Origin of the sequence: Pseudomonas sp. HPB0071, from assembly GCF_000478505.2 — a bacterium.
Classification (GTDB): domain Bacteria; phylum Pseudomonadota; class Gammaproteobacteria; order Pseudomonadales; family Pseudomonadaceae; genus Chryseomonas; species Chryseomonas luteola.
In genome coordinates, this window is sequence record NZ_KI517369.1 from 192,340 (window position 1) to 216,621 (window position 24,282).

At 56.7% G+C, this 24,282-nt stretch carries 26 protein-coding genes; 17 read left to right on the forward strand and 9 right to left on the reverse strand.

Translation table 11 applies throughout. The features are described from left to right. Positions 1 to 22: 22 nt before the first annotated feature. The 6 genes from HMPREF1487_RS23760 to HMPREF1487_RS23795 all read left to right on the forward strand — a co-directional run bounded on the left by HMPREF1487_RS23760 (position 23) and on the right by HMPREF1487_RS23795 (position 3,667). Entirely contained in the window at positions 23 to 331 is a 309-nt protein-coding gene (locus tag HMPREF1487_RS23760; RefSeq protein WP_010799334.1) for a hypothetical protein, read from the forward strand. Positions 332 to 436: 105 nt separating this feature from the next. Continuing rightward, on the forward strand, positions 437 to 979 hold the full coding sequence (locus tag HMPREF1487_RS26475; protein WP_154982414.1) for a hypothetical protein: 543 nt from the start codon (positions 437 to 439) through the stop codon (positions 977 to 979). A 718-nt stretch (positions 980 to 1,697) separates the two neighbouring features. Next, positions 1,698 to 2,126 (forward strand): hypothetical protein, encoded by a 429-nt coding sequence (locus tag HMPREF1487_RS23780; protein ID WP_010799338.1) that lies wholly within the window; start codon positions 1,698 to 1,700, stop codon positions 2,124 to 2,126. After that, complete coding sequence (locus HMPREF1487_RS23785; RefSeq protein ID WP_010799339.1) at positions 2,123 to 2,323, forward strand: hypothetical protein; 201 nt, start codon at positions 2,123 to 2,125, stop codon at positions 2,321 to 2,323. The genes HMPREF1487_RS23780 and HMPREF1487_RS23785 overlap by 4 nt, the downstream gene beginning before the upstream one ends. A gap of 191 nt (positions 2,324 to 2,514) precedes the next feature. Next, the gene (locus HMPREF1487_RS23790) at positions 2,515 to 2,823 is read left to right on the forward strand and encodes a hypothetical protein (protein ID WP_010799340.1); all 309 of its coding nucleotides are present in this window, start codon (positions 2,515 to 2,517) and stop codon (positions 2,821 to 2,823) included. A 292-nt stretch (positions 2,824 to 3,115) separates the two neighbouring features. Then, complete coding sequence (locus HMPREF1487_RS23795; protein ID WP_010799342.1) at positions 3,116 to 3,667, forward strand: hypothetical protein; 552 nt, start codon at positions 3,116 to 3,118, stop codon at positions 3,665 to 3,667. 77 nt (positions 3,668 to 3,744) lie between these two features. Here HMPREF1487_RS23795 and HMPREF1487_RS26480 read toward each other — a convergent pair whose 3' ends face one another. After that, positions 3,745 to 4,479 (reverse strand): hypothetical protein, encoded by a 735-nt coding sequence (locus HMPREF1487_RS26480; RefSeq protein WP_010799343.1) that lies wholly within the window; start codon positions 4,477 to 4,479, stop codon positions 3,745 to 3,747. A gap of 101 nt (positions 4,480 to 4,580) precedes the next feature. On the opposite strand from HMPREF1487_RS26480, the gene HMPREF1487_RS27750 reads away from it, so the two are divergent. Continuing rightward, positions 4,581 to 5,390, forward strand: coding sequence for a hypothetical protein (locus HMPREF1487_RS27750; protein WP_010799344.1), 810 nt, complete (start codon positions 4,581 to 4,583; stop codon positions 5,388 to 5,390). A 75-nt stretch (positions 5,391 to 5,465) separates the two neighbouring features. Here the strand turns inward: HMPREF1487_RS27750 and HMPREF1487_RS23810 are convergent, their stop codons facing one another. Genes HMPREF1487_RS23810 through HMPREF1487_RS23845 form a run of 8 tightly spaced genes read right to left on the reverse strand, consistent with a single transcriptional unit; the run spans position 5,466 to position 13,525 of the window. Next, a complete protein-coding gene (locus HMPREF1487_RS23810) occupies positions 5,466 to 6,467 on the reverse strand; it encodes an endonuclease (protein WP_010799345.1) in 1,002 nt (333 codons plus the stop codon). Continuing rightward, positions 6,464 to 7,291 carry a hypothetical protein gene (locus HMPREF1487_RS23815; RefSeq protein ID WP_010799346.1) on the reverse strand — a complete coding sequence of 276 codons (828 nt, stop codon included), beginning with the start codon at positions 7,289 to 7,291 and terminating at the stop codon, positions 6,464 to 6,466. Before HMPREF1487_RS23815 ends, HMPREF1487_RS23810 begins: the two co-directional genes overlap by 4 nt. Positions 7,292 to 7,349: 58 nt before the next feature. Further along, positions 7,350 to 8,405, reverse strand: coding sequence for a S49 family peptidase (locus tag HMPREF1487_RS23820; RefSeq protein WP_010799347.1), 1,056 nt, complete (start codon positions 8,403 to 8,405; stop codon positions 7,350 to 7,352). A gap of 2 nt (positions 8,406 to 8,407) precedes the next feature. Continuing rightward, positions 8,408 to 10,627 (reverse strand): DNA topoisomerase III, encoded by a 2,220-nt coding sequence (locus HMPREF1487_RS23825; RefSeq protein WP_010799348.1) that lies wholly within the window; start codon positions 10,625 to 10,627, stop codon positions 8,408 to 8,410. Beyond that, positions 10,624 to 11,229 carry a TonB C-terminal domain-containing protein gene (locus tag HMPREF1487_RS23830; RefSeq protein ID WP_010799349.1) on the reverse strand — a complete coding sequence of 202 codons (606 nt, stop codon included), beginning with the start codon at positions 11,227 to 11,229 and terminating at the stop codon, positions 10,624 to 10,626. Before HMPREF1487_RS23830 ends, HMPREF1487_RS23825 begins: the two co-directional genes overlap by 4 nt. Then, the gene (locus HMPREF1487_RS27755; protein WP_010799350.1) at positions 11,226 to 11,453 is read right to left on the reverse strand and encodes a hypothetical protein; all 228 of its coding nucleotides are present in this window, start codon (positions 11,451 to 11,453) and stop codon (positions 11,226 to 11,228) included. Before HMPREF1487_RS27755 ends, HMPREF1487_RS23830 begins: the two co-directional genes overlap by 4 nt. Next, positions 11,453 to 12,619: a TonB C-terminal domain-containing protein gene (locus tag HMPREF1487_RS23840; RefSeq protein ID WP_010799351.1), complete on the reverse strand. Its 1,167-nt coding sequence runs from the start codon at positions 12,617 to 12,619 to the stop codon at positions 11,453 to 11,455. Before HMPREF1487_RS23840 ends, HMPREF1487_RS27755 begins: the two co-directional genes overlap by 1 nt. Before the next feature lie 18 nt (positions 12,620 to 12,637). Then, positions 12,638 to 13,525 carry a hypothetical protein gene (locus tag HMPREF1487_RS23845; RefSeq protein WP_177325234.1) on the reverse strand — a complete coding sequence of 296 codons (888 nt, stop codon included), beginning with the start codon at positions 13,523 to 13,525 and terminating at the stop codon, positions 12,638 to 12,640. Positions 13,526 to 13,870: 345 nt separating this feature from the next. Here HMPREF1487_RS23845 and mobH point away from each other — a divergent pair, with 345 nt between their 5' ends. From mobH to traA, 10 genes are all read left to right on the forward strand, one after another. Further along, positions 13,871 to 16,612: a MobH family relaxase gene (gene mobH / locus HMPREF1487_RS23855; RefSeq protein ID WP_010799354.1), complete on the forward strand. Its 2,742-nt coding sequence runs from the start codon at positions 13,871 to 13,873 to the stop codon at positions 16,610 to 16,612. Then, positions 16,605 to 18,434, forward strand: a complete 1,830-nt coding sequence (gene traD / locus HMPREF1487_RS23860; RefSeq protein ID WP_010799355.1) for a conjugative transfer system coupling protein TraD — start codon at positions 16,605 to 16,607, stop codon at positions 18,432 to 18,434. The genes mobH and traD overlap by 8 nt, the downstream gene beginning before the upstream one ends. A gap of 19 nt (positions 18,435 to 18,453) precedes the next feature. Beyond that, positions 18,454 to 19,038: a hypothetical protein gene (locus tag HMPREF1487_RS23865; RefSeq protein ID WP_010799356.1), complete on the forward strand. Its 585-nt coding sequence runs from the start codon at positions 18,454 to 18,456 to the stop codon at positions 19,036 to 19,038. Beyond that, positions 18,995 to 19,624: an IncC plasmid conjugative DNA transfer DtrJ family protein gene (locus HMPREF1487_RS23870; protein ID WP_010799357.1), complete on the forward strand. Its 630-nt coding sequence runs from the start codon at positions 18,995 to 18,997 to the stop codon at positions 19,622 to 19,624. The genes HMPREF1487_RS23865 and HMPREF1487_RS23870 overlap by 44 nt, the downstream gene beginning before the upstream one ends. Before the next feature lie 198 nt (positions 19,625 to 19,822). Next, positions 19,823 to 20,104, forward strand: coding sequence for a type IV conjugative transfer system protein TraL (gene traL, locus HMPREF1487_RS27030; RefSeq protein ID WP_010799358.1), 282 nt, complete (start codon positions 19,823 to 19,825; stop codon positions 20,102 to 20,104). A gap of 2 nt (positions 20,105 to 20,106) precedes the next feature. After that, positions 20,107 to 20,733, forward strand: coding sequence for a TraE/TraK family type IV conjugative transfer system protein (locus HMPREF1487_RS23880; protein ID WP_084213928.1), 627 nt, complete (start codon positions 20,107 to 20,109; stop codon positions 20,731 to 20,733). Between the two features lie 11 nt (positions 20,734 to 20,744). Continuing rightward, a complete protein-coding gene (locus HMPREF1487_RS23885; RefSeq protein ID WP_010799360.1) occupies positions 20,745 to 21,761 on the forward strand; it encodes a TraK domain-containing protein in 1,017 nt (338 codons plus the stop codon). Positions 21,762 to 21,763: 2 nt separating this feature from the next. Beyond that, entirely contained in the window at positions 21,764 to 23,113 is a 1,350-nt protein-coding gene (locus HMPREF1487_RS23890; protein ID WP_010799361.1) for a TraB/TrbI/VirB10 family type IV secretion system protein, read from the forward strand. 97 nt (positions 23,114 to 23,210) lie between these two features. Continuing rightward, a complete protein-coding gene (gene traV / locus HMPREF1487_RS23895; protein ID WP_010799362.1) occupies positions 23,211 to 23,801 on the forward strand; it encodes a type IV conjugative transfer system lipoprotein TraV in 591 nt (196 codons plus the stop codon). Next, complete coding sequence (gene traA / locus HMPREF1487_RS23900; protein ID WP_010799363.1) at positions 23,798 to 24,229, forward strand: TraA family conjugative transfer protein; 432 nt, start codon at positions 23,798 to 23,800, stop codon at positions 24,227 to 24,229. The genes traV and traA overlap by 4 nt, the downstream gene beginning before the upstream one ends. Positions 24,230 to 24,282 lie beyond the last annotated feature (53 nt).

A 24,282-nucleotide genomic window follows, 5' to 3' on the forward strand; every position in this document is an offset into this window, starting at 1 on the left:
AATAAACAGAGGGATTGCAGCCTTGAACGAAAGCATTGAGCACAAAGCAGAGCAGGCTGATACCAGCAAGACAGAGTCAGGCCCCTTTGTAGCATTGCTCATCCTGATGCCAGTGGCGTTTTTCGTATGGGAATTGGCCTATTACGAAACTATCTTTGCCGTGCTGGCTGAGCAGTCTCAGGTCTGTGACAGTGGCGCCTCAGGTGCAGTGGATTGCATTGAGTTTGTGTTCACTTGGTTAATGTCGATGGGCCTGCTTGCGGCGCTTAACCTCGCTGCAGCGGTACTGCTGCTGGGCACTATTGCCCTGGCTATCAAAGATCAGAAATAGGGAAACACTGTGTACCTTCTCGCTTGTTCAATCATGATGGGCGCATCGGTCACCTATCAGTTCAACCTGATATTCACAAACAGGCTGTGGCGAAAGGCCGAGTACATGGCGCTCCTGTTTTTGGCCACTTGTTTGATGGCTGCGCCAGTACTGATGACGGTCTATCAGGGGGTTATGGCGGCACGGGGTAACCCGATCACCATGGATTCTGGAAAACTGGTCATCTGGCTGGCGCTGATCGGCTCAATACTGGTTGCCGGAATTGGCGCGTTCAAGCTACGAGGCTTGAGCCAGCGCAGCTCCTTCTCCGCTGTTGGCTTTGCTGTAATGCCCATCCTGATCGGCCTTGTCAGCGCCATTGCTGTCGTCAAGCAGCTCGCCTTTATGGACGAAAACAGCGCCATGGTGAACTACCGCGCCATCAAACAGATAGCCGAGATCACGGACATGCCAGACTGCAAGAGTGACATCGTGCTGGCGCACTACGAGTATGGCCAGCCGGTGGTGTATCGCTGCCCCAAGGCCTACGTGCTTAACGCATTGACCTCCAATCCCTTCGTGCCATGGCCGGACTATATCGAAGGGACCAGCGTGCAGCTGGGCCAGGCAATGGATCAGTTTAACGAGCAGGCAAAGAACGAACAGTGAATTTGTAGTTGCCTGGAACGGCTTGAATCCCGACGATTCTGAATCAGAGGACAACCGCAATGAAGCGCGACGACTCGGTGTCACAGGAAACCGTAATAAAACTGACAGCTGTCGACAAAATAGTTCGGTTAATACTTTCATGCTGCGTAGCAGCAACAACAATAGTGTACTTCTTCCTTCCTCCATCTTTCCTTGAGCGAGCAGAAGAAAATGGTCTTTTTTATAGCACTGAGACCGGAGTAACCACTGAAGCGGAAACCCTGGCCCTCCTCCTATTCTTCTGGATATTCGTATGCATGCTATGGAAGAAAGATCGCACATAGCAGCCCTTGCATCAGGCATTTTCCATGAGACGCTGACAATGTCCGAGCTGCTTTGAGTAATCGACCTTTCCGACACAACTGCAATGGAGTACAGACATGAGCTTTCAAAGAACCAAGAGGATAGCCAGGTATTTCTGGATTGTTCGCAAACGCCTACTGTTGGGTTCTCTATTCACCGTGCCTCTCCCTCTATTGGCCTATCTTTGGTTAGGCGGGCGGCTAGCTCTTGAGAACGCTCCCCCTTATCTCGCAGCGTGGAGCAAACCCGGCTTTCTGGCTCTTCCTACCATGCTTAGTATTCTTTGGTTTATTGTCGGTGCATGTATTTTGCTATTCACACTAAGCCTTGGCGACATTGACGATGTATTGGAAACCCCGCAAAAGGGTACCGAGTGATGGAGGAATCTGCGAAGGCACAGCCTTTTGGAAAAAGGGTAGCGGCGATATGTATATACGCGACTATTTACTACGCCGTGCTGGCCCTGGTTATTGGCTTTGGGAGTGAGGTTTTTGCCAGAGCCGTCTGCGCTTTGTGGGTACTGGCCGTGGTAGGCCCCGGCCTCACCCTGAGCCGATTATTTACTATATGGCAGGCCTTTATAGTGAGTATTGGAGTGGTCTTAGTGCCAGCATTGATACTCCTGTATTTCGCTTACGGGATACGCGAATACACGCCGGGCTTTGAGTCCAGCCTTGGCCTGACCGTAGCGGCAGCAGCGTTTCTGCTGATCCTGTCCGAAGCTCTGAGGTGGCTAGTAGGCAAAGCATCAGGAGTCACTTTAAGCACTTTTTCAACGGCCTACCGCGAAGGTAACCAGCCATGATCCTGGCAGCCCGAAACGGAAACCTCATAGCAACCTCATTAATCCGCGAGACCGATGAGTACTGGGTTCTCCAGATCCGTGACAACAAGCGAATCCTTGAGGTCAGCAAAACTGACAACCACTGCCGCGCCTTCAATGATATGGCTGATGCGCTTGAGTGGGCTGGCGATTCTGAGCTTGCAGCTGAGTTTCGTTGATGCTGCGTGTTTTGAATGGTGACTGCCTCGCCGGATGACAGGACCTTGCATAGCGCATTTCCCATGAGACGCTGGTTTTGGACTACAGCTAGACGAGAATTGCAATGAGGGCCCCAAACATGACCATTATCACGCTCAAGCCTTCCAGTCCCGCTGCCATTCCTGAGGCGTGGTGAGGCCCGGCATGTGCAATGTTTGACTTGCAAATGGCAGAGCGGTTGGACGTGCAGCACTATGACAAGGCCGCTCGGCTTGCATCTATGTTGGCGCACTACGACGAAATGTCATTCGAGCCTTCGAAGCGCGAACAGGCAATCCTTGATGCTCAAAGGCAGACCATTGAAGAGGCCCAGCAGTGGGTGCTTGAGCATGTCTTGCTGAATCCCCTTATCAAGAAGCTGATGTTTGAAACGGTCAGGGATCTAGGGCGAGAAACGGGCGATCCAGAAGCTGATAAAGCCCGGAGTGACTACCTCGCAGAAATGGAATCATCGAACTAGGCAAACGACAATGACGTTTGCAGGCAGCACAAACATGATCACTGGCAGCTTCGTTCTGGGACTACCGTTTCTGTGGTTTGAGCACCCGCTAGAGAGGCTCGGCCAAGTTGGTTTCTACTCCTTGGCTACAGCGATGCTTCTCCTTGCTTTCAATGGTTTCACGCTCTGGGCAATTGAGCGCAAATAGTTAAAGGAAAACGCAATGGGCCACTACATACATGTGCATTAGTGATTGTCGGCACTGCGATTGGTGTTTGGCTTGAACTACCCACCATTTTGAATAGGAAAAAAGATGCCTGCTATCCCTCGCTTCCTGCCAGACAACATCACCGTCCCAGGCTACGATGCCTATCAGGTCAGGATCGTGCGAGGTGACTACGAATATTCTGCCACATTCGCCTGGTCGCGATTCGTCAGCAAAGAAAAGGCGCTGCGTGCGGCAGTAAACTGGCGAGACCAGATGCTTGCGAAACTGCCCAATGCTGGGAATGGACGTGGCAGCTTCCGCACTTCCCCAATGGCGCACAAACGTAGCGTCGGGCGCGTCGGAATCACCCGTTATCTGAAAAAGGATCGCCGCCGCCTCGGCTGTCCAGTTTATGTGGTGTACGGGGTTAATTGGACGGATTCCCAAGGCAGAAGTCGGGTAAAGCAGTTCCAAGTAGGCCGCATGGGCACTTTCGAGTGGCATCAGGAGTTGCATGCCTCGCTTACCGCTGAGGCCTTTCGAACCGAATGGGAGTTTTGCCGCAGTAGCGGGCAGGTCTTTGAGCCTGATTCTTACCACCGCTGGACAGAGGTGGAGTTGTATCCATTCTTGCCAGCGACTGATCAAGGAAAGTAAGCATGATCTCTTGGGAGCCTGTTTCTGAGCGAGAAGAAGACTTCCTCAGCAAGGTGTGATGTAACAACTACCTACAGCTAGCCAGTCAACAGGTCTTCAATTCCCTTGGATATCGGAGAAAGCTGGTCGGATGGCAAGTCATTGAAACACTTCAAGGTCAGGCTAAGGATGTAACACATTAGCAAACCTATCGATGCAACCGAGGCGAGAGCGTATCTAGTTTTTCTTGAAGGCAAGCCGTAAAAATCATTGGTCTCGTCGTACATTTCACTAAATCCGTTAGGCCCAAGCGCTAGTTTCCTGGTCTTAGGGATTGCTCCAGTATTAGGGTGAGCGCCATCATTAATACACTGCTGATAGGCATCATAAATATCATCACCCAGTCCATCTTCTAGGGTGTTCAGTTTTTCCTTGACTGTTTTAACCGCGCTATTAAATGCGTTGCGGGAGTTCCTCATGGACTTCTCGTCTTTGTGCCTATCCAGCCAAACGCGAGCCAATGATGCATCATCATGTATTAGATACGCATAGCAGACTGACTCAAGCGCTGTACGCACTACAGGTGGGACAGCGTAGGGTTGGCCGCTAAATGCCATACGGATGCTGGCAACCCATACGCTCCTGGCATGGATACTAAGGTGCTGAACTGTAGGGTCGAATCTCTGAAACTGCTCAGTAAGCAGAACCTCGCGAAACAGAAACGAGTCGATTTTCTGAAAGGTCTCTAAAGCAATATCATTGTTTTCAAGAGCTGATTGAAGTTCACAAGAGCCTTGATCGAGCAGCATTTGTAGAGGCGTTATGAAATTCATAAAGCATCGTCCCTGCATGTCTTTTTAAGTAGCACCTATAGATGTCACTTAGACATCTAGGTTCCGACTCACTTAGGAAACGTTTTGTCATGGAAATAAAGATGTCAAAAATTCTGAAGGATCAGTTTGAGCGGAGGCTATGCGCTTGTGCTGTAGTGGCTTTGATTTGCCTATTTGCTGTCAAAATCAAATTCAATGCCACTGACTATATGAAAACCGAATGGCCCAATGTGGTGCTATTTTTTCAGGCGAAAGCTTTCGAAGATATAGTGGGTGACCTGTTAACCGGATTGATCGCGGCCTATTTTTTCTACGTCGTAATCGACGTCATTCCACGGATGAGGAAGGATCTTCAGAATATGGAGGTTTTAAATCGCCTCGTAGCTTCTATCGTGGATTCGTACACGAATATTCATTTCTTTGGCCATACAATGGCTATCACTCAAGTAGATCTGTGGCTTCTCAAGAGCGATGTAATCGAAAAAATGATTGATGAAGTGCGGCTAAGTCCAAACTTCATTAAGTTGAAGTGCGCGCTATTTACAGCTCACTCTAGGCATGCTGATTTCTCCGCCACTCTTAATATTGCTTCATCAATTAGCTCAGAGCGAGCATTACAATGGCTTGTGCTCACGGATAAGGTTCGACTGCTCGTGGACAATTACGAGCAAGATCCAATAAGTGCTGATTATGAGCCGAGACATGTCTTTGGTAGCGCTCGATCTGATGTCGATCAGGATGCAGTCGATTTCCTGGAGTACGAGTTAGCCCTTAATGGTTATCTAGGTAGTCTTCAGCTGGGTGTTTTGGAGTATCTTGAGCAGGTGAGATATTGGATTAGCCCACTGCCAGAAAGCGATCCTGCAAACGGTCCGACTAACATCGAAAACCATGTTGATTCTCAGCATTGATAACACTTAGAAAACAAGGGTATTACTATTATTAGGGATACCCTTGTGTCAGTGCTAGTTGAGCAAGTAGCGCAGCTAACGACACTCAACATCCCTCCTATACCCATCAGACTGCGCTTCTCGCTCAGTCCGGTAGGCCACCCGGATACGTGCCGGAATTGAGTGGTAGGAAGGGCAGAGCGTCGGTATAAAGTAGGTACCGGTCCGGCGTGAGGCATACACCATGCCCTCTGTGCGGGTCGGGTCAAACGGTTCGATTTCCTCTTTTTCAACATCATTCGAGGCAGAGGCCTCCTGCAGGTCGGGGAAGAGCTCCTTGACCGTCTTGTCGCGCTTGATGATGCCGGCAAGCCCGGGCTTTCGATCCAGCGTCCAGCTGGCCTGACCGGTAACAAACGGATTGTGATGGCCCATGACCCTGGCGATACGAGTGTCCCGTTCCTTTTCCCAATGGCTGACCGGAAAGCGCTTGTCCCAATCCATGAACAGCTTTTGCTGAAGCCGTGAGAGGGTAATGCCGTAGCGGTCGCTCATGTAGAAGTGGGTCCGCGCAATCAGCCCCTTTACGGCATCCCGTGGCTCGACTGTACGCAGCGCAGGATCAATCCGGAGATCACAGCGCCCGTAGCGACTGGCCGTACCCGGCAGTTCACCGTACAGATAGCTGCCGCGATCGGCATTGGCCTCTCCAATGGCAGGCGCCAGGTTGTGCAGGTCCGCATCGATCCGGTTGAACAGTGGATCAGCCCGGCAGGCACCCGAACCGCCTTCGCGCCAGCATTGCAGTTGATGGCCAAAGGACCAGACACTCTGGATATGCTCCCACTCAAGGCGAATGGCGCGGTCGGGAAGGGCGCGGGTCTGGTAGCCGCAGGATTCATGATCCATCACGCCGCCACTACGGCCTACCCATTCCCAATGGCAGCCGCAGTAGAGATCACCCGAGGCCTTCTCGCCAGCATTCTGATCACCGTAGATGTCGTTACGCAGGAAGTGCTTGGCGTCGTAATAGGTTTCAGGTGCAGCCCATACTGCGCCCGACAAGGTTATCGCCAGCAGGACCAGAGTGGCTCTCATGGTTCAACTGCCTCGGGGTTGGCAACCGGCTTGCGGGTGAGCTTGTGCCAGAGCGCGACGGCAAGGGTGGGGATCACTACAAACAAAAGAGCCGACAGCACCGCCGCCACACACAGCATGAGGCTGCTTACCGCTATCCACTGCACGGCCTCAAAGGTCCACGGGATCAACCAGCGCTCGACCTGGATAAACAGGCCCTCGATATAGGGAAAATGAGCCGAGCGGATAAACCAGAGCAGGGCGCCAATAAACAGGGCAATAGGGGTAAAGGTAATCAGGCCACAGCTCAGCCGGTAGAGATCCGTCAGCGTCGGTACCGCATGCAGCGATACGAGAAACAAGCCGGTGATGATCAGAAGGCTCAAGGGATCGCTATCCCCCTCGGTCCACAGGCTCCAGAGGATTTCCTCAATCGCAGCCGGTATCCAGACGAGAATATCTAGTGGATTCTGAGGGGGAGTAGGGACGTCATAGGCAATGCCCGTCAGCAGGCACAACAGCACGCAGCCCACCGCGCAGGGTGCCAGCCCTTCCAAGGCACGTCCCATGTAGCTGAGCGGGCCGGGGAAAAAGGTGTAGTCGACATGACCCAGCGTACCGTCTACATCAGTGCGCTTGTACAGCGCAATGCGGGTGAGCTTGAAGCCCATGCACAGGCAGACGATCGCGCGGGCGGTCTCGCGTATGGGTGAACCCACCATGCCGGTAAAGGCATAGGCGGGCCAGGTGGGCAGTCTGGGACTGGCAATCAGGAAATGCTTGGCAAGGCCGGTCAGGGCCAGCACAGCGGCGGTCACACCCAAGAGAGCAAGTAACTGTGTCATGACGGTTTTCCTGGTGGGGTGGCCCCTGTACGCATCAGCGCTTACAGGGGCTTATTGCTTAGGGAAGCATGGCTCTTACAGGTGAGCTGTAGCCTTCAGACGTACCTAGCCCCAGCGCCTCCTGAAAACTCAGCGAGATCCCCTTCTTGAAGTCGGCAAACGGGCTCAGCCGCGGGGTGTAATTTTTCATTTTCAGCTTGCCGTCATCGTCCGGTACCAGCCGACGCACCAGTTGCTCAAGGGTCAGCTGGTCATCAATGATGCCGATGTTCCTGGCCGTACCGGCTTCCCAGACCAGTCCTTCGAACATGCCCTCGGTGGGCTTGAGACGATCGCCACGGCCCTGCTTTACGTCTGCGATAAACCGCTGGTGAGTCGCGCCCAGCACGGTCTTCCAGTACTGGACCTGCTCATCCCTGGCCGGGGAGAACGGGTCCAGCATCGACTTGCTGGTGCCGGCGGTATACACGCGGCGCTCGACATCAAAAAGCTTGATAGTCTTGTCAAAGCCAAAGCCGGTACTGATCACGCCAATGGAGCCTACGATAGCGGTGGGAGAGGCATAGATCTCTTTGGTAGCCGAGGCGATGTAGTACGCACCGCTTGCACCAATGTCCTCGATCACGGCAAAGATGGGCTTTTCCGGATGACGCTGGCTTTCGTAGCGGATCTCGTCATAGACGCGCTTGGACTGAACCGGACTGCCACCGGGGCTGTTGATACGGATGGCCACCGCCACGGTGTTGGGGTTTTCCATGGCCTGGCGCAGGCCCTTGTTGATGCGATCGGCATTGGCCGGTTGCTGGGCATCGATCGGTCCCATCACATCCACTACGCCAACATGGCTGGCCCCTTCGTTGACTTCCGAGGCCTCATCAAACAGGCGCAGGAAGTACCAGGTGTTAAAGGCGCTGAGCAGGACGATCAGGAGCAGCATGCCCTTGAAGATCAGGGTCCAGCGGTGCCGGGCGCGGCTCTGCTTGACGGTGCCCGACACCCACTTGTCAAAGGTGTGGATCTGCATGAGGCGCTGGCGCTCCTGCAGGACCTCGATGGAGTCATCCGGGGAATAGGGCGGTACATCACTACTTCGGTTGCGTTTAAACCAACTCATCGTCATGCCTCCAGTGGATCTTTTTTGGGTTTGGTATAGGGCGCAATGGCGCGGCACTCGGGATAGCCGGAACAGCCCCAGAACCGGCTGGCGCGTTTGGCATCCCCTTTCCTGCCCATGCGAAGGGTCATCGGGCGCCCGCAGTCGCCGCACAGCGGGCGGTCTTCATCGCTGATGGGTTTTTGCGGCAGGCCCTTCTGGTCGGGAAAGGTCTTGTTGCAGGTGTCGCGGTTGGTACAGCCCCAGAAGAAGCCCTTCTGGCCCTTTACCCGGCGCAACTCCGCGCCGCAGGCGAAGCACTTATGGAGCGTGCCGCGGGCCTCGCTAAAGGTCTGCTTGAGCGAGGCAGCCGCCTGGGCATCGGTATTGGCAAGCGTCGCCTTGAAGCCATGAACAATGCGCGACACCCAGTCGGTGATCTTGCGCATGAACTCATCCTGACTGACTTCACCGCGTGCAACCCGCTCCAGCTCCTGCTCCCATGCGGCGGTAAGGCCGGGTGATTTCAGAGCAGGCGGCAGGGCTTTCATCAGCGCTACCGCCTTGTCGCTGGCATGCAGCTGGCGCTTCTTGCGGATCAGGTAGCCGCGATCCACCGCCGTCTTGATGATGCTGGCACGCGTAGCCGGTGTACCCAGACCGGAAGTTTCCTTGAGGATGCGGCGGAACTGTTCTTCGGTGACGTACCGGCTGATGTGCTCCATGGCCGAGAGCAGGGTGGCTTCGGTAAAGTAGGGCGGGTGACGGGTGTGCTTGCCGGTGACTTCCGGCCCGCTGATGATGGCCGGCTCGCCCTGGTTGATGGGAGGCAGGGCCGTGCTCTGTTCGTCGACGTCATCCTCTTCAACGGTATCCGCTTCGCTAAAGGCTTCGGCGTCCGGAAACAGGATCTTCCAGCCCTGTCGAGTCGGCTGGCGCCCCTTGGCAATGAACTCGTGCTTACCGGCCCGGACATGGATCACCGTGCGGTTGAATTCATGGTGCTCATAGAACTGGGCGATGTAGAAGCGGCGGATGGCGTCGTAGAGGTTGCGCTCGATTTCACTCAAGGCGCCAAGGTTTATCTTTTCAGCAGTCGGAATAATCGCCTCATGGCTCTTGCCTTCGAGCTGCTTGTCGTTAAAGCATCGACCCTTGCGCTTGAGGTCAGCGCCAGCAATCAAACCGGAAATGCTCTGGTCGCTGAGCATCAATGCCTGCATGACCTCCGGCGCTTCGGCGTGCATGTTTTCCGGCAGGTACCGGCATTCGGTACGGGGGTAGGAGATAGCCTGATGGTTCTCGTACAGCGACTGGGCCGCGGCGAGTACCTTATCAGCGGTGTAGCCAAAGCGCACGTTGCCGTACTGTTGAAGGCTGTTCAGGTGGAAAGGTAGGGGCGGACTTTCTTTGGAGGGCGTCGTCTCCGCCTTTTCAATAACCCCACCGGTGCCGGTCAGCTGCGCAGAGACCTGCTCGGCCAGCGTCTTGTTGATGCAGCGTCCAACATCATCGGTACATTCCTCGGGCGGTACCCACTTCGCCCGGAACTGGCCACGCTGTACGGCGACATCGGCCCACAGGTCCCAGTAGTCCCTGGGAACAAAGTTGGCGATGGCCTGATTACGGGTCACGACCAGATTGATCATGGGGCAGACCACGCGGCCCACATGCAGGGTTTCCTGAAAGCCTGCGCCACGGGCAATCAGGGTAAACAGGCGTGTCCCGTTCATGCCAACCAGCCAGTCAGAGCGCTCACGGCACACGGCGGAGTGGTAGAGGTTGATGGTGTCCTTGCCCGGCACAATGGCGTCCAGCGCCTTACGCAGTCCCTTGGGGTTCAGGGCCTTGATGCATACCCTGTACAGCGGACCCTGATAACCGGCGTAACGGATGACGTTGCGGGCAATGGCTTCGCCTTCACGGTCAAAGTCAGTGGAAATGTAAACTGAGGAGGCTTTTTTCAGAAGCTCCGACACCACCTTGAGCTGGTCGCGAGTCTTGTCATTGGGCTGGTGCTTCCACTCGCCGGGCACCATGGGCAGGTTATCCAGCGTCCAGCCTTTCCACGCTTCGGAATAATCATCGGGCTTTAGCGCCTGCAGGAGATGACCAATGCACCAGGTAACAAAGGTGCCTTTGCCATTGTGCATACAGCCCTTGCCGGTCCTGTCACAGCCAAGTACCGCAGCCAGCGCGCGGCCTTGGCTGGGCTTTTCGGCCAGATATACGTCCACACTCATAAATCACCCCTTGATCGTCTGATCGAGGCCAGTTGGCGTTCGGTGGGAGGCTTGCCTGCGCCAAAGTGCAGCACGATCTCGGTGAGCTGCTCGCGCTGGCGCGTCGTCATGTCCTTGAACTGGCGATAGGGCTCGCCCTTGCGGATGGCACGACGCAGGCTGTTATCAAAGAAACGGTTTTCGGTGGAGTACAGCGTCTCGACCGCCGCGACCTTGCCGCTGTCCTTTAACGTAATGGCCACGATGGCGTAGTTCTGGGCGTACAGCTCGTCGCTGATGCGCCAGTTAAGCCCGATCTCCTCGGCAATCTCGGCGGCGACGGAGCGTACTTCCTCGACATCGGCGTTGCGGCGCTTCTCCTCGGCCTCTTTCTGTTCCGGGCCGGTAAAATCCGTGACATGGGTGCCGCTGCCATCCTTGAGCTTGCCCAGCAGCTCCTGATTGACCAGGTTGAAGGCCTGGGCAATGTCTCGTCCACCGGGGCTTTGCTGGCTGGACTCTGGTGCGTTCCCCTCGGGAATATCGTCCTTGTTGAAAAACAGCACATTGGTTGAGTAAAGCAGCGCCACAATGACGCCCAGCGCCACCAGCTGAGGAATCATGAGCGCTTCTCCGTGGGTTGAGGCCGTTCCTTGTGCAGGGCATAGAGCAGCTTCCAGTCCCTGACTACCGTTTCCAGCTGTGGGAGGCGGTGGTTCTGCTGGATGTCCTGCAGCATGACCGTAATCAGGCATACCGCATCCAGCGGGCTCTGCGCGTTGGCGGCTTCGGAGAGCATGACCAGAAGGTCTCTGTAGGAATCTTCATCTACCTGCACGGCGTCCATCACTGGCCTCCGGTCATCGCATGGCTGGTTTCAAACATGGCCTTGAGCGGGTCCTGTAGCTGACGTGCCGCCATGGGTGCAGCGGCCAGAGGCCCGCTTGAGACGTCCTCAGCCTGAGCCTGCTCGGGCAGATCCTCAGTCGAAGCCGACTCGTTGGCCGCGCTGTGCTCGGCATCCGAAATCCTGCGACCAAAGTTCAGGGTGAATTCGGTGACGACATCCCGATCGGCTACGGGCAGGGTCCTGATCTCGATAAAGGGCGAGGCCTCGACGGCAGCGCTGATGACGGATTTGTTGTAGGCCTCATTATGGGAAGAGCGGACCACTTCGAACCCGGTCAGAACGCCGTCCGGTCCCACTTTTACCCGGACCTGTGCACCATGCTTTTCGTAATCCTCGGGTGCCTTCCAGTTCTGGCCCACCCGTATGCCAACCGCTGTGACCATGTTCTGGTAGGCCGGGGTCTGCGCCAGTGCTGCCAGTCGCTTCTGGTGTGCATCCTCAGCTTCGGGAGGTGTGCCTACCTGACTGGGCTTGATGCTGTAGCCAAAGCTTGCGAGGTCTTTCTCGGACGGGGATACCTCATCCTGACCTGTTGGGGTCGGGTTGGCGCTGGCTGGGGCCGTAGCGCTACTTGCAACTGGAGTCGTCTTATCTTCTGAGGCAGGGGGTGGAGTGGTTTCAGGCGATTCACCAGCGGTCATCTCCTCTTCAACAGGCTCCGTGGTAGGCAGAACCGTCTCTACACCCTCGCGGGTGATCCGGTGCTCCGGTGCCTGGATGGGTGGAGGCGAGGTTTCGCCTGCGAATTCATCCTCTTCAAAGTCGGCGTCCGGGTCGATAGCGAGGGAGGTATGTGAGGTCCCGACGTTGGCGGCCTCACTGGTTGACTCAGGTGCTACGGTATCCAGATGAGCCGCGTCTGGTTTGAGCGGCGAATCTACTCCGCTGGCCTGTGTCATCGGCACATCACTGCTGACGGGCGTCTGTGGGATCGAATGTTCCGGCTTGCCCTTGTGGGTGGCTACATAGGAGATGCCCAGTCCGCAGAGGATGGCCACGGCCAGAAGCGTCATTCTTTTAGGTGACTTTTGCTTCTTCTCCTGTTCAGGTTCGCGCTCTGCCTTGATCTCGGGAAGTACTGTTTCATCAGTAGGTGTTGTCATGGTCCGGCTCCGTCAGGATCAGTGGATGTTCAGGGCCGCGCAGCCACCAATGGACTTGGGCCGCACACTGCTTTTCACGATGGCGCGGGTTGGCGCCGAGAGGTCTGATCGGCTACAAAAGCCCCGCCATGCCGCCAGATAGCTGTTGTAGTCATAGGCGGGCGCGCGGCACCGTCCGGTGAGGTAGTCCGGAATGCCCAGCTGCTGGCCTTCATCGGTCACAAATTGCCAGTCGGCTTCGTCCATGCCCTTGCCGTTGTCGCAGTAACGTACCCAGCGGGAGGTCTCATAGATGGAGTAGCCGCGCGCCCGGTCTGGACGTGCCGCAAAGGTCTGGGTGTGTACTACCGGCACCATGGGTACGGAGGGCGTCCGGGCGCGGGTGGGGTCGTAGACGATGCCGCGCCGTGGATCGAGCGCCGCGCCATTGCGGGTCTCGGTGTTGAAGTCACCGCCCAGCGAGTGGACGTAGGCGGGCTGGCGCATGGCGGCACCGGCGCGGCCGGTGTTGATCCATGCCAGTGACAGCGAGCGGTCCACCCGTGAGGCGCGTAAGGTCAGCTCCTTGTAGTAGGCCGCATACATCTCCAGACGGTTAAGCGCGGCCCTGTTTTCCTCGGTCGGGTATTGCTCAGCGATGCGCTTGAACTCGGGCAGGTTCATCTCTACCCATTCGCGCGAGGGCTCGTCCGGTATCTCAGGCAGTGGGTGCAGCCTGGCTTGCAGGCCCATGCAGCCGGACAGGGCAGCGGTGGCCAGGGCAAGGGGAAGAATGATCTTAAACATGGCTGCCCCTGCGCCGCGCGAGCGGGCGAAAGAACAGGGTGCCGTCCAGATATTGGCCGTATTGGTTTTCCAGCACAGCGCTGGGATCGCCCGGCTGGAGGTTGGGGGTGTCGGTCTCATGCTTCGAGGCAAAGGGCAGCAGGGCGTCCTGAAGGCCCGGCTCAGCCGTTGTGCCGTCACAAAACACTGCCCGCAGGGTCTGGGTCGTTCCGCCGATGTGACTGGCAATGGACCAGAGTGCATCGATCTCGGCCTGCGTCTTCAAAACAAGGTGAACACAGCCGTCAGTAGCGAGGTAAGCCTTCATGTGAACTGCTCCGTGGTGGGGTGGGAACAGTCTACGAACAAAAATATGTGGCTATTCCTCGTGGTTGGTACCCGCGCGGGTATCAACCACGAGGTTTGGTAGCAAAAAAATCTGCGACGATAGCTTTCAGGATCGATTGACTGGAGTCGCAGCACGTCATGTTCAGTTTTTTGCGTGGTCTTTTAGGAAGGCAGAAGAGAAATCCAGCCGATGGCTCCAGTGCCCCGCTGTATTTTGTCGAGAACATCTATCTGCCCGACTTTGAGGCCGATCCCGGTACGCGCTATCCACCCTTTCCCGAAGGCTGCGAGATCATCGAGCCACGCAGGCTTCTGGCGGGGCATCGCACCCAGATAGCGCGCCTCAAGCAGTCGCTGGGGCTCTCCGAGCAGGAGTTCAGGACGGTTATCGATCCGGTCCTGGTGCGCTATGCCGAGTTTGTGCATCTGCTGCCGGCCTCGCAGGATCACCACCACAAGGGGCGCGGCGGCCTGTTGCGCCACGGCCTTGAGGTGGCCTTTCATGCAGCGCGCATGAGCGGGGCGGTCATCTATGACGCGGACGCCACGCCTCGCGAGCGGCGCAACCGGGAAAAAGTCTGGCGTGTGGCAACTGCCCTTGCGGGTCTGCTGCATGACGTCGGCAAGCCGGTGTGCGACATGAAGATCACCAGCGACACGGGCCTGCTCTGGAACTTTGCCCTTCAGGAGTACGGTTACCGGCTGGTGCCCTGGGCGCGGGACAACAAGGTCCAGCGCTACTTTGTGTCGTGGCGCGAGGATCGGCTGCATAACCGCCATGCCTTTCATGGACCGGGAATTGCGCGTCTTCTGATTCCCAAACAGACGCGGACCTTTCTGACGCCGGATAACACCATGGAAATGCTGGACCAGATCGACGAGGCCATTGGTGGCTACGCCGTGCAGTCCAAGATTGCCCACGTAGTCCTCAAGGCAGATCAGGCCAGTGTCACATTGGACTTGAAGCTCAACGGCGGTGGGGATGGCTCACAGGCCTTTATGCCCTCGGTTGAGCGCTACCTGGTGGAAGGGACTCGCCGGATGATCAAGTCCGGGCGCTGGAAGATCAATGAACCCGGCGGCATGGTGTACGTGTTCAAGGAAGGCCTGTTCATCAACTGGAAGGCGGCGTCACGTGATGTGGTGGACCGCCTGAACGAGGACGGTATTCAGGCCATTCCCAAGGACATCGCTATTCAGGCAGACATGCTGATTCAATGTGGGGTCGCAACCGCACGTGAGATCGAGCCAACCCGCCCGGGCGAACCCGTCATCACCTACCGCTACTGGGCGATCAGGCCTCAATTTGGAGAGACCGAGGGGCCGGTACTGGCACTGCTCAAGATTCAGGAGACCGGCCTCTTTTACCCCATGGGGCTACCGGCTCCGATAGAGGGTGTACTGACCGATGCGCCTGAAAAGGGGCAGGCCATTACGCAGTCCGATGCAGCTGCTCAGAAGAAGGACGCGGCGCAAACCGTCTCACCCGAGACAACTGACGCAACTGACGCAACTGACAAGGGAACAGCCAGACGGAAGAAAAAGGCAAAGGCAGGCGAGAGAATTGCTGCCACTGGCCCGTTAGAGGCAGAGACATCATCTACGCAGGAAGACGTATCAGCGGTATCTCCCAAGGCAACCAGCGAGTTTGATGCTCTGCTTGAACATGTCACCAAAGGACCGCAGCCGAAAGGCGAAAGCCTTGAGGCAGAGACAATCAGCGGTTCAGGGGCAGATCCAGAACCCGCTCCTGTATCGGAAAGCTCTATTGGCATGGACCTGGGCGCGGATTTTTTTGGAACACTGGCCGGGCCTCCACTGGACGCCTACGAGCAGGAACTGGAAGCCATTGAGGCGCAGGAGCGGGACGTCGAGCAAATGCATGGTTTCCAGCTGCTCGAACCTGATACCGGCCGCAAGCCCAAGCGCGGTAGCCACAAGACATCCAGCAAGGCGAAAACCAAGGCTCAGCAGACAGAGGCCGCCGTACCTGACGACGCTCGTCCAGCCATGCCAGGCCTGCTGGACCTTGTAGATGATGAACTAAAGCCTGTCGTGCCCGTGGTGCATCAGGACGACGCCTGCTTTGAAGTCATGGACCTGCCTTTTGGTGCGCCGGTGGATCAGGCAAGGCAACCGGTTAATGTCAGTCCGACCGAGCAGGTTATGTCAGGGCAGGCTGATAGAAAAAGCACTGGCCAACACGCCCTCATAACGCCTCCCCAACGCAAGCCTCGGCACCGGCGATCAAAGGCCGAGGAGATCAGGCACAGCGATTCGCGCCTGCCTGGCTCGGTAGACGGTTTCAAACCGCTCAATATGAAAGTACCGGATCTGCGACTGGACCGGTTTGTAGACATTAGCGCCGCCAGCACAGCAGTAGCTGAAAATTCAGAGCGACCGGTCCCCATTGTCCTGGAGCAACCAAGACCGGTGCCCATCAAGTACCTGCATACAGTCGAGGCCCTCAATACCCCACTTGCGCCAGAGCCGGTCCAGATCGTGATCGACCCCATGCATGAACTGGCGGAGTCCGAGGTAGAGCAGGCATGCGATGAGCATGAGCATGTAGAGCTGGATGTCCAGTTTGTTGCCAGCGCGACACCAGAACAATGCCTTGGGGAACTCTTCGAGATGATCATGAGAGGTTATGGTCGCTGGCTACCCGACACCCTTCGCAAGACGAAAAAGGGGATTGCTGCCGGTATAGCGTGCCTGGATATGGTCAGCGCCGACTACCCCAACATCAGACGCAAGGATCTGGAAAAGGCGCTGCGCTACATCATCAGGAAAAAAACGGCCCGCTATGACCTGGAAGTCGACAGGTACTTCATTTACGTGAGACCCAAGGCGCCTGAGCGGGAGGGCGGCCATGAATGATCGTTATGAGATGCCCTTTCGACCCAATTATGAATTTATGGCCTGCATGGGCTGGGTCGCTGCGTCTTCGGTCGCCTACCTGGTCAATCAGGTCACCGACATGCCGCCCGAGCCGGTGTACTGGATGAGCAGCATCTGCTCGATCATGGCCATCAGTCGCCTGCCGGCGGCGATCCGCCTGCACTACGTCAAGCGCAACCTGCAGGGCAAGAAACTCGAATTCATCACCCTTGAGGGGCTGAACAAGGCCATCCGAAAAAATCCTGATCAGTTATGGCTGGGCAAGGGCTTTTACTGGGAGAACCGACACTGCCAGCTGGTATACGAGATCCTCAAGCGCAACCTGTCCGAGATCGTCAATCCCCGCGCCAGCAAGGGTATTGAGGGCAGGGATGAGATGCAGATGGGTGCGCCATGGATTCATGGGCTTGAGCCGCGTGAGATCGTGATCACTCAGCCGATTCCTCACACCGAAGGGCACGTCCTGATCAAGGGCACGACCGGTGCGGGCAAGACCCGCCTGTTTGACCTCGTTATCAGCCAGAAAGCGCTGCGCGGTGAGGCCGTGCTGATCATTGACCCGAAGGGTGACAAGGAGATGCGCGAGAATGCCCGTCGTGCAGCGGCGTTTGTGGAGCGTCCGTTCTACAGCTTTCACCCGGCCTTTCCGGATGAGTGCATGCGCATCAACCCGCTGCAGAACTTTACCCGCGTCACCGAGATTGCCTCACGCATCGCCGCCCTGATTCCTTCGGAAACCGGCTCGGACCCGTTCAAGAGCTTTGGCTGGCAGGCACTGAACAACGTCTGTCAGGGGCTGTACATCATCGACAAGCGACCCACACTCAAGCTGCTGCGTCGCTACCTTGAAGGCGGCGTGGACAGCCTTGTGATCAGTACCGTCTCGGCCTATGCCCGGCAGGCACTGGGTGAGGACTGGGAGTCCATGATGGTGGCCCTGTTTGATAAATGGCTGGAGCCACTGCCAATCCGCAAAAAGGCACTGATGGCCAGTGCGTTTTATAAGCAGGTCATTCAACCGGTGCGGGCCAGTTCAGAACTGGAAGGGCTGCTCAACATGTTTGAGCATGACAGCGCGCACTTCTCCAAGATGGTCGCAACGCTCCTGCCCGTCCTGAACATGCTGACCTCGGGCGATCTTGGCCCACTGCTTTCGCCTGACCCTGAAGACCCTACCGATGACAGGCCTATAACTGATAGCGCCTTATTAATAAATGAGGGCGCAATTACCTATATTGGGCTGGATTCTCTTACTGATAACATGGTTGCGTCAGCCATTGGTTCTATTCTACTTTCGGACCTGACCGCAGTTGCCGGTGATCGCTATAACTTTGGGGTGGATAACCGTCCAGTAAATGTGTTTGTCGATGAGGCGGCCGAAGTTATCAATGAGCCCTTTATCATGCTGTTGAACAAGGGCCGGGGAGCCAAATTGACATTATATGTGGCTACCCAAACTTATGCGGATTTCTGTGCGCGACTTGGCAGTGAGCACAAGGCGCAACAAGTACTGGGCAATGTTAACAATACCATTGCACTGCGCTTAAAAGATGCTGAAACACAGGAACAGTTTGTAAAGGATATCCCCGAAACCCGTATCAAATATGTAGTACGGTCTCAAAACATGAATTCCGGGGGAGAGGGCCCGTTACTTCATGGCGGTGGACAGGGTGAGCGACTTATGGAGGAGTTGGTGCCTCTGCTTGATTACCAACTTTTAACCATGCTACCGAATCTTGAATATTTTGCGAAGTTATCTGGCGGAAAAGTAATCAAGGGAAGAATCCCGATTCTACATTAGTTGAGCCCTGGACGGACCTATGAATAATTCCAACTACTACACCTTAAACCCGGAAGTAAATCTTATAATCAAGCCACTGGGATTCAATCGAAGATTCAGGGCCATTACTTCACTGAATAAACATATTCATTACTGGGAAATACTTGATATTGACTGGGCACGCATCAACGCCTACATGGAAAATGTCTATAACCATATTGGCGAGGGAATCCTGCACCAGAACCGCCCGGTCATCTGGTCGGTTGTAGACAAAACCATGACCGAATACACCGCCGCCGTACTTAATGTAAACGGCGATGGCAAACTTAATAATTACTATCGCCTTGCAGTCATCGTCAATACGATCATATCCACTACCGTAAAACTCCTGGGCGTGACCCTTTCGGACAGGTCCGGTCATTCGTGGAACCTGCTTTCTGACAGGACTGCCTGTGAAGTGCTTAATGCCGATGACCCGCTGACCGCCACGCCGCTTACGCAAGCTGAAATTACCGAGGCACGGCGTCTGCTGATCAGCCTCCTGCATGATCGCTATCTCGACATACTGACGGGTACCAAATATGAAGACGCCATTGTGGCTGACACTCTTCCTCGTCGCTATTGAGCTGTTGCTGGTTACGGTCTTTATTCCGGGCGACTGGACCGAGCGGGTGATTCGGGAGGAGTCGGCCATGGTGCGTAGCCACCTGGGCGAGGAATCGCAGGCCTACGTCAACACCAAGGCCATGAACTGGTACAAGGGCGCCGTGTTTGAAACCGGCGTCTATCCGGCGCTGCATCGCCTGATGATACCCAGTGAAGAGGAAGCCGCTCGCAGTCGGGGCATGGAGCGCATGGGCGATTTTCTCTTCTCGTGGATGGAGGACCGGCTCGATGCGCTGATGCACATGGTCTACCAGATCTGCGCGCGGCTGGCGCTGTTGTCGATCTGGCTACCTTATATGGCGCTGCTGCTGATCCCGGCCATCTGGGATGGACTCATGCGGCGCAGGGTCAAGCAGACCAACTACGATTACGCCTCTCCCGTCTGGAACCGCTACGGCATGCTCAGTGCCTCGGTTGCCGCTCAGGCGGTACTGATTGCCTTTATCAGCCCCATTGCCATCAACCCGGCCATCCTGCCAATCGTGATGATGTTTGTCTGCGTGATGATGGGTGTGTTTGTAGGCAACCTGCAAAAGCAGATTTGAGTTATTTCCCACCCAGTCTTCCAAGCGCCATACCTCTGAAGACTGGGCGGCTTTTATCCTGTCGTGCTCAAAATTTCTAAATTATTTGCACCCAAACCTCGTGGTTGGTACCCGCGCGGGTACCAACCACGGCCATAGCCCGCCTGCCTCTTACCTCACAATAAGCCCTGACCTGGTAACAGACTGAGGGCTCTACCTGTGAAAGCCATAACCATCCCCACGCGTTGTGATGATCCGCTGCATGTCCTGATCTGGAGTCTTGATGAGCTGATTCCGATAGGGGTCGGTCTGCTCTTTGGCATGGCCATCGGCAAGGCGCTCCTGTGCGGCCTGATCGGCTACGCCGTGACGTTTCTCTACCAGAAGTACAAGGACGGTCATGCCGATGGCTACCTCATCCATATTGCCTACTGGATAGGCGCAATCCCGTCGACGTCAAAGACCCTGCTCAACCCGTTTGCCCGGAGGGTCCTGCCGTGAAAATGGGACACATGCTGAACAAGTGGAACTGGGCGCTGCTGGAAAACAAGTATTCCCGCTACGCCGTTGTGGGTCTGGTTGTGTGCCTGGCGCTCACGCTGGGCATGCTCCTGTTCAAGAAGCCGGTCGTGATCCTTCAGCCCTACACCCTCAAGCAGGAGGCCTTTGTTACCGCTGACGAGGCCGGGCAGTCCTATCACGAGGCGTGGGGCATGTTTCTCTCGCTGCTGATGGGCAACATCACACCGGGTAATGTGCAGTTTGTGCGTGAGCGTCTGGAGCCGCTCCTGTCGCCGCGCATCTTTCAGGAGGCCATGGAAGCGATCCAGTCACAGGCCGAGATCATCAGAAAGGACCGCATCAGCATGACCTTCGAGCCACGCAACGTGGTGTTCGAGCGAGCCTCCGGCAAGGTCTTTGTGTTTGGCAACAGCTCGGTGATCAGCCCCAACGGCGAGACCCGTCGTGACCGACGTACCTATGAGTTCAGGATCAAGATCGACAGCTATATGCCTGTCGTCACGTTCATGACGACCTACGCCGACCGTCCCCACACGCTTGATGTGCTGGAAAAGCAGAGCAAGGCCGCCGAGCGTGCGGCTGAGCGCGCCAGCAAAGCCGGTAAATAGAGGAGCCACCTGTGAAACCTATCCCTTTCATGACAGCGCTGGCCCTTGCCCTGGGCAGCATGCAGCAGACGCAGGCAGCCGGTATCGATATTCCGGTTATTCCGGCCAACCACGCCGAGGGGGGCGGCCCGGCCATTTCCGTACAGGCGCCGGTGCATCCGTCCTCGGTTCGAAGCACAACCCCCGAGATTCCCTCGGTCAGTCGCAGCGTAATGACCGAAGGCGTACCGCGGCCTATCACGCTCTCGCAGGCGCGTAGCGGACAGGGCAGCACCAGTCCCGCCAGCATGGAGCTGAACCATGCCTCGCATATCCGGCTTAAGCCCGGTGAAAGCGTACTGGTGCCCATTGCCCGCTATCAGCTCAATCGAATAGTGACGCCTTTTGGCAAACCAGTGGTCAAGACCACTTCCATCGCCACCACCGAAATCCTCAACAACATTGTGTACGTGGCGTCTTCCGATGACGCCCCCGTTACCCTGTTTATCTATGAAAAGGGCAACCCCGGCGTTGCCCTGTCCATTACGCTGATTCCGCAAACCATCCCGGCGCGTGAGGTCTCCTTCGAGCTGGATGAGCAGGGTCTTTCCGGCATGCGCCTGCCGCAGGCCAGCGAAGAGGCCGAGAAGTGGGAGACCAGCCAGCCCTATGTCGCCACGATCAAGGAGGTCATGCGCGACCTGGCCCTGGGGCAGACGCCTAGTGGTTACTCCATGAAGCCGGTGGGGAGCAACACCTATGACCTGCCGCGCTGCGTACAGAACGGACTGGCCTTCGACTTCTCCCGTGGCCAGCAGATGCTCGGGCATAACCTCAAGGTCTTTATCGGGGTAGCCAAGAACACCTCCTCACAGCCGGTCGAGTTCAAGGAAGCGGCCTGTGGCAACTGGGATGTGGCGGCCGTCGCGGCCTATCCACGCAACATCCTGACCCCGCAGGAGCGCACCGAAGTGTTCGTGATCATGCGTAATGCGCCGGATCGCACGCGTACCACGCCACGGCCATCGCTGCTTTCCGGAGGGCAGTAAGTATGAATACGCTCACTACGGTTAAAGCGCGCTGGGATAACGTGAATCCCAGATATCGACGCATAGTTATGGTTGGTGCAGGCGTGCTCGTCATGGGGGTGGTGATATCCATCTTTGCCGGGGAAGGCGAGCGCACTCCCAAGAACACCGTACCGGACAAGCCTGTCACGACTGGCCTTACCGACCAGAACCTCAAGGACATCACCCTCGACTCGCTGGTGGCGCAGCTGCAGAAGTTTGACAAGGACAAGGACGACCTGTCGCGCAAGCTGGACGTGCTCTCGCGCGAAATGGAAGCCAGCAACCGCCCCGGCCTGATTGATGAAAAGATCAAGGCGGCGGTAGGCGGGCTTCAGTCACAGGTGGACGAAATCCGCAGCAGTGGCGTTGGTGGAACAGCCCCAAACTACTTTGCACAGGCACCGGGGGAATCCTCTGGTCAGGAGTCCAGAAAAAGCACCAGCCGCGAGCGCTATGTGCCTGAACGCAGCAAGGCCGACCCTAATCCTGTCCGTGAAGCCTTTACCCGCAATCCGGCGGTAGCCACCGGACCGGACAGGCAGGGGCCGGAGATTCGCAGCTCTGGCCGTGGCGAGCGCCAGCAAAAGGCACCCGAACCCATGCAGATCCGGACCTATCAGGAAAAGGAGGACGAAGCGGCCAAGCCCAAGGCAGCTGATGAGGAATCGGTATATCTGCCGCCTGCTTCGATCGTGACGGTCGCGCTGATCAACGGCATGGACGCCCCGACGTCACAGGGCGCACGGCGCGATCCCTTCCCGGCCATGGTGCGGGTGCAGTACGACGCCATCCTGCCCAACCGGTTCAAGGCCGACATCCGGGACTGTCACGCCATTATCAGCGGCTTTGGCGACCTGTCGTCCGAACGCGCGTACCTTCGCGGCGAGCGGATCTCCTGCGTACGCAACGATGGCCAGGTGGTGGAAGCGGCGCTGGATGCCTATGCAGTCGGGGAGGATGGCAAGGCCGGTATTCGTGGCCGTCTGGTCTCCAAGCAGGGCTCGATCGTGGCGCGCTCGCTGCTCGCCGGTCTGGCCTCTGGTGCAGCCGAAGCCTTTAACGTCAGCCCCATCCCGGTACTGCAAACCGGAAACGTTGGCTCGACCAAGCAGTACCAGCAGAACTATTCCCCCGACATGGTTCAAGGGGCGGCGGCCAGTGGCGCGTCGAGTGCGCTTGAGCGCATCGCCCAGTTCTACATCGACATGGCGGAAAACATCTTTCCGGTCATCGAGGTGGATGCCGGACGCCAGATCGAGCTGGTGCTGAGCAAAGGGGCGGAGCTCAAGTTCTCGCAGGTCAAGAAGCGTAACCCACGTGAGCGTCGCTAGTACCGTTTATCGGGAAGTAACCCGAATAGAGACGTGCTAACAAGAAATCTTCATTTAGGTGCCCGCGCGGGTACCAACCACGAGGATAGGTACCGAAATGATCAAGTTAGGATTCGTTCCAGTTGCGGTGATGACAGCGTTCCTGAGCGGTTGCTCATGGATGCAGGTAGGCGAGAACGACTACAGCTGTCCGGGTATGCCGGGCGATGCGTTGTGCAAGTCGAGTCGCGATATCTACAGCGCGACCGACGATGGAAATGTGCCCTTGCCCATGGACCCGTCAGGGGAGGGCAGGGAAGGCAAACATGAGGGACACGCAGAAAGCCGGGAGCAAAAACTCTCCGGCCGCAGCGAGAACCCGCAGGACGTGGTGAGCACCTTTGTGTCACCGCGTCTGCCGGATCAGCCGGTTCCGGTACGAACCCCCGCGCAGGTGATGCGTGTCTGGCTCGCACCCTGGGAGGACGACACCGGTGATCTGGTGGTGAGTGGATATATCTACACGGAGATTCAGCCGCGTAGATGGGTTATTGGCGAAGAGGCGCCGACAGCCGCCCCGAGGCTCAAGGCACTCTCGCCGGTAAGCAGTGGGAGCAACACCAGCAGTACCAACAGTACCAGCAGTCACGGTACCGAACAAAAACCGGGGATCTCGAACGAAACTAAACGTACGGAGCGATTGCAATGACCAAGAACTTCCAGCTGGTTGATGTAGTAAGCGCATTGAAAGCCAAGGCCAATCAGGTACGCCGCACCGTTACCCCTCGTGGTCTGGCCACACTGGGCGTAATGGGTGCGATGGGCGCAATGATGGTTGTACCGGAAGCGGCCATGGCCGGTACAGGCGGTGCCGAGTTTGAGGATGTGTGGCAAACGCTGGTGGACTGGACGCAAGGAACGCTGGGCCGGATCATTGCCATCGGTATCATCCTGGTCGGTGCGTGCGTTGGCGTTGTTCGCCAGTCGCTGATGACCTTTGCCGTGGGCCTTGCCATGGGCATGGGCCTGTACAACGCGCCTACGGTCGTGGAATCGATCATGGGCTCCACCCTCTCGCACATCGCGGCCATGCCGGCCACCATGCAGTTCATCTCCAACGGACTGAGCCTGTTCTAACCCTCCCTTTAACGCCCTCTCCTTTAAGCGGTAGCCCTGGAGCTACCGCTTTT